9 protein-coding genes are annotated in these 9,059 nt (G+C 58.9%); 7 read left to right on the top strand and 2 right to left on the bottom strand.

What is annotated here, in order from left to right; all coding sequences use genetic code 11:
• Positions 1-127: 127 nt before the first annotated feature.
• The 6 genes from ACUH78_RS18275 (at position 128) to ACUH78_RS18250 (ending at position 4,912) form a co-directional block, all read left to right on the top strand.
• Complete coding sequence (locus ACUH78_RS18275) at positions 128-700, top strand: recombinase family protein (protein ID WP_034033197.1); 573 nt, start codon at positions 128-130, stop codon at positions 698-700.
• Between the two features lie 14 nt (positions 701-714).
• Positions 715-1,617: a DNA-methyltransferase gene (locus ACUH78_RS18270; RefSeq protein ID WP_011178354.1), complete on the top strand. Its 903-nt coding sequence runs from the start codon at positions 715-717 to the stop codon at positions 1,615-1,617.
• The gene (locus ACUH78_RS18265) at positions 1,614-2,615 is read left to right on the top strand and encodes an XcyI family restriction endonuclease (protein WP_102776352.1); all 1,002 of its coding nucleotides are present in this window, start codon (positions 1,614-1,616) and stop codon (positions 2,613-2,615) included. The genes ACUH78_RS18270 and ACUH78_RS18265 overlap by 4 nt, the downstream gene beginning before the upstream one ends.
• A 154-nt stretch (positions 2,616-2,769) precedes the next feature.
• On the top strand, positions 2,770-3,408 hold the full coding sequence (gene parA, locus ACUH78_RS18260) for a ParA family partition ATPase (RefSeq protein ID WP_445334224.1): 639 nt from the start codon (positions 2,770-2,772) through the stop codon (positions 3,406-3,408).
• A gap of 21 nt (positions 3,409-3,429) precedes the next feature.
• On the top strand, positions 3,430-3,651 hold the full coding sequence (locus tag ACUH78_RS18255) for a plasmid partition protein ParG (protein WP_445334223.1): 222 nt from the start codon (positions 3,430-3,432) through the stop codon (positions 3,649-3,651).
• Positions 3,652-3,661: 10 nt separating this feature from the next.
• Complete coding sequence (locus ACUH78_RS18250) at positions 3,662-4,912, top strand: replication initiator protein A (RefSeq protein WP_445334222.1); 1,251 nt, start codon at positions 3,662-3,664, stop codon at positions 4,910-4,912.
• Positions 4,913-6,218: 1,306 nt separating this feature from the next.
• Here the strand turns inward: ACUH78_RS18250 and ACUH78_RS18245 are convergent.
• Positions 6,219-6,761, bottom strand: coding sequence for a hypothetical protein (locus tag ACUH78_RS18245; protein ID WP_445334221.1), 543 nt, complete (start codon positions 6,759-6,761; stop codon positions 6,219-6,221).
• 265 nt (positions 6,762-7,026) lie between these two features.
• Between ACUH78_RS18245 and ACUH78_RS18240 the strand changes: the two genes are divergently transcribed.
• Positions 7,027-7,926: a nucleotidyl transferase AbiEii/AbiGii toxin family protein gene (locus ACUH78_RS18240; protein ID WP_445334220.1), complete on the top strand. Its 900-nt coding sequence runs from the start codon at positions 7,027-7,029 to the stop codon at positions 7,924-7,926.
• On the opposite strand, the gene ACUH78_RS18235 is transcribed toward ACUH78_RS18240, so the two are convergent.
• Positions 7,903-8,715, bottom strand: a complete 813-nt coding sequence (locus tag ACUH78_RS18235) for a type IV toxin-antitoxin system AbiEi family antitoxin domain-containing protein (protein ID WP_445334219.1) — start codon at positions 8,713-8,715, stop codon at positions 7,903-7,905. The two genes, ACUH78_RS18240 and ACUH78_RS18235, sit on opposite strands and share 24 nt — an antisense overlap.
• Positions 8,716-9,059: the final 344 nt, after the last annotated feature.

The raw sequence follows: 9,059 nt of genomic DNA, 5'->3' as shown, positions 1-9,059 counted from the left end.
TCTGGCAGTGCAGCCGACTCCTGATATTTCGTGCAGTCGCCTTCTGAAAACGACACCTGTCCCGGGTTATTCAGATGCGGTAAAGTGTTCATTTATTCGTTCAGCTTTCAATGTGGCGGAACTGTCCATGAATCAACGCATCGGCTATGCCCGCGTCTCGACCGACGATCAGAACCTTGACCTGCAACGGGACGCACTCCGGCAGGCCGGGTGCTCGACCATCTACGAGGAAGCGGCCAGCGGCAAGAGCGCGGCACGACCGGAGCTTGAGCAGTGCCGGAAGGCGCTCCGGGCCGGGGATACCCTCGTGGTGTGGCGGCTGGATCGACTCGGGCGCAGCCTGCCCGATCTGGTGCAGATCGTGGCCGACCTTGAGCAGCGCGGCGTGCAGTTCGAGAGCCTGACCGAAAAGATCGAGACAGGGAGCGCGGCGGGCAAGCTGCAATTCCATGTTTTCGCGGCGCTGGCCGAGTTTGAGCGCGGCTTGATCCGCGAACGAACCCGGGCGGGCTTGGAAGCGGCCCGCGCCCGTGGCCGATCCGGTGGCCGCAAGCCGAAACTGGACGCCAAGCAGATACGCCACATCAAGGCGCTACTGCGCGACCCGAACACCTGCGTGGCCGAACTCGCCCGAGATTACGGCGTGTCACGGACAACGATTTACAAGCATTGCGGCGTGGTGCAGCCGCGCCACGATTGAGAGGACATAACAACATGCCAAAAGCAAAAACCGCCGCGCCGTCTGGCGTTGAGCGAATCCAGCGCCCCGAGCCGCTTACCTTGCGCGGCTCGACGCTTTTTGAGGGGGACGCCCTGACCGTGCTGCGCCGTCTGCCGTCCGGGTCTGTGCGCTGTGTGGTCACGTCGCCGCCCTACTGGGGGCTGCGCGATTACGGCATCGAAGAACAAATCGGGCTTGAGGGCACCATGCCCCAGTTCCTGCACCGACTGGTGGCCATCTTCGCCGAGGTGCGGCGCGTGCTGACGGATGACGGCACCCTTTGGCTGAACATCGGCGACGGCTACACGAGCGGCAATCGCGGTTATCGCGCCCCGGACAAGAAGAACCCGGCCCGGGCGATGGACGTTCGCCCCGACACGCCCGAGGGCTTGAAGCCAAAGGACTTGATCGGCATTCCGTGGCGGCTGGCGTTCGCCTTGCAGGATGATGGCTGGTATCTGCGCAGTGACATTGTGTGGAACAAGCCAAACGCGATGCCCGAGAGCGTCAAGGATCGCCCGGCCCGCTCGCATGAGTTCCTGTTCATGCTCACCAAGTCGGAAAAGTATTACTACGACTGGCAGGCTGTCCGGGAGCCTGCGGACGGCGGCGGGCTGCGCAATCGCCGCTCAGTCTGGCATGTGAACACCAAGCCTTTTGCCGGTGCCCACTTCGCTACCTTCCCGCCCGACCTGATCCGGCCTTGCATCCAAGCATCGACCGAGCCGGGCGATTACGTCCTCGATCCGTTCTTCGGATCGGGAACCGTGGGCCTCGTGTGCCAGGACGAAAACCGGCAATACGTGGGCATCGAACTGAACCCCGAATATGTGGCCTTGGCGGCTGATCGCCTGCAAGGGCAGGACAGCAACGTGATAAGGATCGCCGCCGCATGACCACCCCCAACAAGATCAATTTTCCGCCGCCAAAGCTGCAAATCGACTTCGCGTTCGCCCTCAAGCGGTTCCGGGCTGTCTATCTGCAAAGCGCCCTGCTGGAAACCGTGCGGGACATGGACATTGCCGAGCTAGACAAGCAGCTTGCCGAGTACGTCCCCCCGGCAGACTTGGCGACCCTTGCGCAGTACGGCTTGCGGGCTGAACTGCTGTTCGCCGTGCCTGCCGTGCTGGAGGCGAACCCCTACCTGCTGGGCTATTACCGGCTGCTGATGGGCTACAGCCAGAAGGAGTTTTACGGACGCGACAAGGGCTTCGGTGTCGGTTACTTCAAGTCGATGGAGGAAAAGGGCAAGACCAGCAAGGCGGCAGCCGCTGACCTGCCCGACCTATGCGTGGCGTTCTGCGCCACTGCATCGGCGCTGCTGGCCGGTGTCGGCCCGCTGCGCGTCAGCCGGGAATTGCTGGATGACTTGACCCTGCTGACCGTAGGCCCGCAGCTACGCGGCGGGGCCAACAACCAGCGCGGCACCGATGGCATCGTGCAGGTGTTCGAGATCATCCGGGAGATCGTCGCCCATGCCGCCGCCGAGGTGCGCGAAAGCGCCATCGAGGTGAACAGCGCCACGGGCCGCCCGTTCCTGATCGAGTTCGCGCCAGACCCGGACATCATCATCCGAGAGGAAATGGAGCACCAGCATTACCGCAACGTGGTTGCTATCGAGGTCAAGAGCGGCACGGATGTATCCAACATCCACAACCGCATCGGCGAGGCGGAAAAGAGCCACCAGAAGGCGCGGCAGCGCGGCTTTACCGAGTGCTGGACTGTGGTCAATGTCGGGCGGCTGGACATGGTGAAGGCCCGCAGCGAATCGCCATCGACCGACCGCTTTTATTCGCTGGCCGCCCTGTCGCTTAGGGCTGGCGACGAGTACGACGACTTCCGCCGCCGTGTGCTGTCGCTGACGGCCATTCCTGCCGCGCCGACGAACCCGTAGGCCCTCCCCTGCCCTGCCACCGAACCCCGCCGCGTGCGGGGTTTTTCATGGCTTCAAATCCTCAAAAGGTGCATTTACTCAAATCCTCAATATGCTATACTGCACTTGAGTAATTCCTTTTTTCCTCAAACGCTCAATAGCTCAAGGAGTGCATATGCAAGTCATCGCTGTACTGAACCAGAAGGGCGGGGCGGGTAAAACCACCATCGCCACCCACCTTGCCCGCGCCCTGCAACTCGACGGCGCAGACGTGTTGCTGGTTGATTCCGACCCGCAGGGCAGCGCCCGCGATTGGGCCGCCGTCCGCGAGGATCAACCCGTGCCCGTGGTTGGCATCGACCGGCCCACCATCGAGCGCGATCTAAAGAGCGTGGCCCGGAAAGACTTTGTTGTGATCGACGGAGCGCCGCAGGCTCACGATCTGGCCGTGTCGGCAATGAAGGCCGCCGATTGCGTGCTGATCCCGGTGCAGCCGTCGCCCTACGACATTTGGGCAACCTCTGACCTCGTGGATTTGGTCAAGCAGCGCATCGAGCTTACCGACGGCAAGCTGAAAGCGGCTTTCGTGGTCAGCCGGGCGATCAAGGGCACCAAGATTGGTGCGGAAGTCACCGATGCGCTAACCGGGTACGGCCTGCCGATCCTGCAAACGCGCATCACGCAGCGCGTCATCTACCCCAGCAGCGCAGCGAGCGGCACCACAGCCATTGACCAAGAGCCGACGAGCGAAGCCGCCGAGGAAGTCCGGGCGCTGGCTGAGGAAGTCCGCCGCTTCCTCAATGGCACCATTTGAGTAATTAAGGAGTAGGTGAAAATGAGTAGCGGAAAACTTGGCATGAAAGCAGGCCGCCCGAGCGCAGCGAAGGCTGGCCCTACCCTGTCCGACCTTGCCGACAAGGCCGCCACCGTCCGGGTGAATTTCGACCTTGACCGGGCCGAGCACACGAAGCTGAAGATTCACGCAGCCAAGACCGGGCGCAGCATCGCGGATATTCTGCGCGATCTTGTTAGCTCAATTGATGAAAAAAGTAATTGAGTAATTGAGTATGGCAACGGAACCCGGAAAATTCGACCCGGACAAGCTCAGGGAGCTAGACCTATTCGGTCATGACGAGCTACAGGAGCCAGACCCGATAGAGAGCGCTGACAAGCTCCTGCGTCATCTGCGGGAGTGGCACCGGGAACTGTCCGAGCAGATCGTGGCGGCAAATCGAGGGCTTGCCCGACTGGCAGCCTATGGAGGCAGAAGCCATCCAGAAGCCTTAGAGCTACAGGAGCACTCCCAGCGGCTACAGGCCAAACGGGCAGAAGTTGAAGCCGAGATCGAGGCCGAGGCGAAGCAGCTAAAGGCACTGCTACAAGACCAGCAGAAGCAGGGCGGGGATGTTTCCCAGCCTGTACCGTCAGCAGCAAGCGATAAGGCCGGATTGATCCGGGTTCGACATCCTAACCGCGACTTTTTCCTTGCTGATCTGTTCGACTACGCGCTCAAGGACGACGGCGCGAGCATGGAAGCGCCAATCTTCACCCTCTCAACCAAGCCCGACTTGAGTATCTGGCAATGGACGAGCAAGGACGGCAACAAGTCGATCAAGGTCGCTCCATCGGTGCTAGGCCGTGCTACCCAGCACGACAAAGACGTGCTGATTTATGTTGTGTCTCAACTCACAGAGGCGCTGAATCGTGGGCGTGACGATGCGCAAAATCGGACAGTCCGCTTCACCGTCTATGACTTCCTTGTGACGACCAATCGCGGTGTTGGTGGGGATGACTACCGACGCTTGCAAGAGGCATTCGAGCGATTGGCAGGCACCCGGATAACCACTGACATCAAAACAGGCGGCGAGCGCGTCAAAGAGGGATTCGGCATCATCGACGCATGGCGGATCATCGAGAAGTCGAGGACAGACGAGCGCATGATTGCCGTGGAAATTACGCTGTCCCGGTGGCTCTATAACGCCGTGCAGGCATTCGAGGTGCTTACGATCCACCCTGACTATTTCCGGCTTCGCAAGCCGCTTGCGCGGCGGTTGTATGAGATTGCCCGGAAGCACTGCGGCCATCAAACGCAGTGGGTAATCGGGTTGCCGTTGCTCCACGAGAAATCGGGCAGCCGGGGTTCCATCTACGAATTCCACGAGGCCATCAAGGAGATTGCAAAAACCGACATCCTGCCGGAGTACCGGCTTAGTGTTTCGCAAGCTGGCCGCGTGGCAGAGGTGCGAGTCACGTTCTATGTCCGCGATCCGCAACGGTTGTTGCGCGGCATCACTAAGCGAATCGACAAGCAAGGGTGACACGGTGTTTTACCCAAGAACATCGGTGTTTCAGCCAGAGTTGCCAAGACTATCGGTGTTTTACCCAAAAACCGGGCTGGCCTGTGGATGGACACGGTGTTTCACCCAAATTTGCCTGTGGATAGGCACGGTGTTTCACCCAAACGCGGCACGGTGTTTCACCCAAACCGTGATTTTGTAAACCATTGGAATAAAAAGAGTTTTCGCCAATTTTCGATCCCGTAACGCGCGCGCGCGGTTTTTTAACTTTATAAAATCTTTAACGCCTTCTACCCCCCGGCCGCTTGTGGAAAACCCACCGCTGCAAGCGGCCTAAAGGCCGGGGCACCCCTGCGGGGTTCCCCCACCCTTCGGGCGGCTCCCCCTCCGGCTGAAAATGTGGCCGCAAGCGGCCAGCCGTTCACCAAGCGCGGACAAGCCGCGCACGCAGCCCCACCGCCTCAGCCTGGACAAACAGCAGTTGGCACCCAAGGACCGCAAAAGCGGTTTTTCAGGGAAGCAGGCCGACGACCTGGTGCATGACTCCGGCAGCAGTCGCCTATCCACCGCTGTATGCCTCCGGCGGCCCTGCCGGGGGCCAAACGGTCGCGTTTGATCCTCGGGAGCAGGGGGACGGCCTGCGGCCTAAACCCCTGCTCCACTCGGGGAGCGTGGGGTCGTTCCAAGGGCGTCAAGGGCCGGGCCTGCGGCCCTCTCCGGGACGGCCCGTGTCCTCGCTTCGCTGCGGGCCGCGCCAGCCGCCCCTGCGACCCTTGACCCCCTTTCCACTTCAAAAGCGATCAGGAAGCGCCACAGCGGCCCGTAGGGGCCGTTTTAGGGGTCGATTCAGAAAACGGAATTTAAAGCACGCTAAGGAATGCTCGATCCAGCAACGGCGCGGCTTTGCGTGTGGCGTCTGCCGCTGGAAGCGGCGTTTCGGCTGTTCTCGAAACTCGGCAGTCTCGGCGGCTCGATTCGAGAGCGGTTTTCGAGAACGGGACGGACAAGGCCAGCACTGGCGCGGCCCGCATTCTCACGGTGGCTTCTTGAAAATGATCGTTTGCGAGAGCGGTGGCCATGCCAATGGCTTAACGTACTTTATTTTCCGTTTTCTGAGACGTCCCCGTAAATGCAGCACGCCAGAATGGTTGACTTATCCCCAGCAGTAGATATGCCATTGTCATGAATTTTAGCGACCTACTGATCCCTGTATCTATTTCAAAAAAACGCCTCACGACGAAAAAGGTGCTCAATGGGAAGACAGCAGCGCACCTAAAAGCCCTCGCAGAGATTCTGCTCACAATTCTCATGCCTTCCAAAATAAACCTTATGATGCAGCGTCGATGCACTTGCGGATCTGCTTCACCCAATATTTCGCCTCTTCATCACGAAAGAAGCACCCGATCTCTACCTTAACACCATCAGGCATTCTCAACGTGACAATAGCTGCATCGTAAGTTGGATAATCAGCCTCTAACTCGACCTTGAATATCTGCAGGGCGGCAAGGGGATATCGAGTAATATTATTTCGAAACAGCGATTTCCGTTGAAGTGTTGCCTCGCGAGACCTGGAATCCAGCCTCAGGTCAACTGAAGCACCAAACAGCACGAACCAGAGAATTAGTCCCGAGAAGCAGAGAGGAAAGATTAATAACCAGAAGGTCGAAAAAATAACCCCGAAAACCGGTGGGTCTGCCCAGTCAACTGATCTCGCACTATCCAAATATAAAAGAATGAAAGGAATACAGAGAAAAGCCCAAGGAAATAAGAAAATGCGGAGCCAGAGAGGAAGTCGGTTCTCATATTTAATTCCGCCCTCATTAGATACAATCAGCTCGCTAGCTTTACCTAAAAAGCCCCGACTCTCCATGAACACCCCCCAGCCTGCGCCTGAAAGCTTATTTCAGCAACGTCGGCAATCACCGGCACGTTTTCACTGCTGAGATTATAATAAACATGATCGTAGTAGACATCCATGCGCATTCGAACCGGTGAGCCCAGAGTGCGGGCGAGTCGTGCGATGCTGATCGCTTCTTTAACCGGGGCGCACTGCTCGCTTCCGTGCGATAAGTTTCAGCGATATTGCATAAAATGGTGGTCAGTTCAATCGACGGCGCTGCCCGCCAAAAATACCGATGAAGAAGAATCGCGCACCAGCAGACATCGCAACAGAAGAAGAACTAGATCTCATCAAGCGAACGGCGATCGTCGCCATGTTCTCCGATGACGAGCTGATGGACCTGCTCGTGCTCAAGGGCGGCAACGCCATGGACATCATCCACCAAGCCAACTCGCGCGCATCGGTGGATCTCGACTTCTCCATGGAAAGCGACTTCGACTACGAGTCCGTCCAGTCCAAGGTTGATCGGGTGATCCAGGATACTTTCGCGCAGCATAAGTACCACGCTTTCGACGTGAAGATGACTCAGAAGCCCGGCAAAATGCCGGAGGATCTGGCGTCGTTCTGGGGCGGCTACCTGGTCGAGTTCAAGCTGATCGCCCAGAAGCGCGCCGACGAAGTCGAACACGATCCGTCGATCATGCGACGAGAGGCCATCCGTCTGGGCGAAGGGACCAGGTTCACGATCGACATCAGCCGCCATGAGTACATCGCCGACAAGGAAGAGTACGAACTCGACGGCTACGTCATCTACGCGTACCCCCCGGATATGATCGTGAGCGAGAAGCTTCGCGCGATCTGCCAGCAGATGCCCGAGTACGCGGAGATCATCCAGCGCAACGGCCTCGGCAACCAGCGCGCACGTGACTTTCTCGACATCGAGGTCCTCGTGAGGATGTTCAGTATCGACCTCGCCACAGAAAGAGTGAGGGTCATGGTCGAGCAGATGTTCGCCGCGAAGCGGGTTCCGTTGGAACTACTGGGGAAAATCGGACAGACGCGGGACTTCCATTCCCAGGGCTACGAAGCGGTCAGGGCGACCATGAAACCCGGGGTGGAGGTCAAGCCGTTCGACGACTACTTCGATTTCGTAGTCGACGCATGTCGGGGCCTAGAACCCCTCTGGAACGTGTAATCGCCAACGGCTGTTGTAGGCCGTCCGTCCCATGGCGTGGGTGAGGTAGAAGTCGCGCTCCATCGGATCGCGCATGAACAGATCGACGTGGGACGAGCGGTACCCCGCGCGCTCCAGGTAGAAGCCGATCGCCTGGTGGTACGGGTAGCCGAACCGCAGCTTCTTGAGCATCGCTCTCATCGCATTGACCGAGAGCTGCCCCTTGGCGTTTTCGAAGGCCTTGGCTACCTCGAAAACGCCCCCTGCATAGAAAGGGCGGACGGCGATGTCGATCATCGTGCGCTCGAGACTGGTGTAGCGCAGCCGTAGGGGGCGGTCGCCGCCGAAGTTCACCTCTCCGGCCGAGATCCCGAGCCCTTCCTGGTAGGTTGTCTCCAGGAGCATGACGCGAATCCCTTCCTCCTCGAGCTCGACCTGGTTGCTGGACATGCGCGGTGGCCTCTGGAAGGCCTCGTCGATCTTCTCCTGCGGGTAAAGCGTCGGCGCTTCCTTGTGAGGCGTTTCGCCACGACGTTTCTCATGGCTGAGATAAACGGTTTTCGGGAGCTGCTCCGTCAACCCATGGATACGGACAGCCGTGTAGTGGCTGTAGTAGCTGTCCTTCACCAGCCCGAGTAACGCCTCCAGAAGGGGCACCTCGCCCCACGTGTAGCCAGAGACGCTCTGCTGGGGGAAGGCAAGGGTGATTCGCCTCAGCCCGGTCTTCCCCACCAGGAAATCCACAAACTCGTGCAAGGTGGTTCTCTGTGCGAGGCGCCAGGAGGCGCGCTCCTCATTGAAGATCTTCACGATATCGCTAGGGCGCAGGACAGCAGGGCCTTGAGAGAAGGCCTTCACGATGTCTGGTTTAGCGATCTGGAGGCGAGAGGGCATTTATATGTTGTGCTGACGGGCATATATGCCCGTCAGCATTGCATGTTAAACAGATCAAGTCAATAGCAAACACTATGAAAATCGCGGCAGCTTGCCTTTACAGAGCGCCAAATTAGCGTTACCCTAGCCGGCATATATGCCGGCTAGGGTCCTATATCTCTTGTCTCTTTCAACAACCATCTGAAATCGATTTCACCGCCAGAGCCGCTCGAACCGCGCCGGGTTGGTCGCCGTGTAGCGCACGGTGTGCTGGATGTTGC

It is taken from the genome of Thauera sp. ZXT1-4, from assembly GCF_052598215.2.
This window is presented reverse-complemented; position numbering and strand designations above follow the sequence as displayed.

Excerpts from the sequence above, each read along its gene's own strand:
- ACUH78_RS18275 (WP_034033197.1), top strand. The coding sequence starts at position 128 with ATGAATCAACGCATCGGCTATGCCCGCGTCTCGACCGACGATCAGAAC.
- ACUH78_RS18270 (WP_011178354.1), top strand. The coding sequence starts at position 715 with ATGCCAAAAGCAAAAACCGCCGCGCCGTCTGGCGTTGAGCGAATCCAG.
- ACUH78_RS18265 (WP_102776352.1), top strand. The coding sequence starts at position 1,614 with ATGACCACCCCCAACAAGATCAATTTTCCGCCGCCAAAGCTGCAAATC.
- parA (WP_445334224.1), top strand. The coding sequence starts at position 2,770 with ATGCAAGTCATCGCTGTACTGAACCAGAAGGGCGGGGCGGGTAAAACC.
- ACUH78_RS18255 (WP_445334223.1), top strand. The coding sequence starts at position 3,430 with ATGAGTAGCGGAAAACTTGGCATGAAAGCAGGCCGCCCGAGCGCAGCG.
- ACUH78_RS18250 (WP_445334222.1), top strand. The coding sequence starts at position 3,662 with ATGGCAACGGAACCCGGAAAATTCGACCCGGACAAGCTCAGGGAGCTA.
- ACUH78_RS18245 (WP_445334221.1), bottom strand. The coding sequence starts at position 6,761 with ATGGAGAGTCGGGGCTTTTTAGGTAAAGCTAGCGAGCTGATTGTATCT.
- ACUH78_RS18240 (WP_445334220.1), top strand. The coding sequence starts at position 7,027 with ATGAAGAAGAATCGCGCACCAGCAGACATCGCAACAGAAGAAGAACTA.